This is a genomic window from Oleiphilus sp. HI0061 (assembly GCF_001635675.1).
On record NZ_LWFE01001250.1, the window covers coordinates 1 to 1,337 of the forward strand.

Annotated in this window: 1 protein-coding gene; it reads right to left on the bottom strand. The window is 42.1% G+C overall.

What is annotated here, in order from left to right; genetic code table 11:
- Positions 1–328 precede the first annotated feature (328 nt).
- Positions 329–1,337, bottom strand: a 1,009-nt coding sequence (locus A3735_RS19590) for a helicase-related protein (RefSeq protein WP_197485945.1), incomplete at its 5' end; no start/stop codon positions are given.

Below are 1,337 nucleotides of genomic sequence, written 5' to 3' on the forward strand. Positions count from 1 at the left end.
CCGCCTCTAGCATGTTGACTTTCAAAGCGACTTAAATTCAATCCCCGTTAAGACAAAAGCATTATTACGCTTTTGACATTTATCCACCAATTCTGTGGATAACTTTGTTGAAAACTTAAGTAAAGACGGTCAAACCCCGCTAGAAATGGCGGCGACACACAAACTGATTATTTTTTAACCAATTAAAAAAGCCTTATTTTTCAATGCCTTATAGTTTCTTTAGTATTTTTGCAAAAAAACGCCATGTTTCATATTGACTTTCTTAGCAAATTCGAAAATGTGCATAAAAACGACGTTTTTCTGACGCGAATTGTAAATAACGCGCTAACTATAGAAGTAGGCGCTCTTTAATCTCGGAAATTTTATCTCGTAAACTTGCTGCCTTTTCGAATTTTAAGTCTTTTGCTGCCTGATACATTTCTTCTTCTAATGAACGCATCTCAGACTCCAGCTCTTTCGGTGTTCGAGCAGCGATTGCCATATCGTACTCCTGACCTGCATCCGCAACTTTATTTTTTGCTTTGCGCTTTCCAGGAATGAAAGAAGCACCTTCCATGATATCACCAACCTTCTTATTCAGGCCTTGGGGCGTAATACCATTTACTTCATTGAAGTTCATCTGCTTTGCTCTACGGCGCTTTGTTTCTGATATCGCCTTCTCCATTGATCGTGTGATTTTATCTCCATATAAGATCGCTCTGCCCTTAACGTTTCTAGCCGCCCGCCCTATCGTCTGAATCAGTGATCTTTCGGAACGAAGAAAACCCTCCTTATCAGCATCGAGAATTGCAACCAGGGCAACTTCCGGCATATCAAGCCCTTCTCTTAACAGATTAATACCTACCAGGACATCAAACTCACCACGACGTAAGTCCTGAATAATTTCAATTCTTTCGACAGTATCTATATCGGAATGCAAGTATCTGACTTGAACGCCATGCTCCATTAAGAAATCTGTGAGATCCTCAGCCATACGCTTTGTTAGCGTTGTAACCAACACTCTTTCGTCTAGCTCGGTTGCCGCATTAATCTCCGACAGCAAATCATCTACTTGAGTTGTAGCAGGCCTCACTTCTATTAGAGGATCAAGCAACCCCGTCGGCCTAACGACCTGCTCAACGGTTTTGTCAGCATGCTCTTCTTCGTAGGTTGATGGTGTCGCGGAAACAAAAATAGACTGGGGAGATATACGCTCCCATTCTTCAAAACGCATAGGCCTATTATCAAGTGCCGACGGAAGCCTAAAACCATACTCCACCAAGGTTTCTTTTCTAGACCTGTCGCCTTTAAACATTGCACCAATCTGAGGAATCGTTACGTGCGACTCATCGATTACC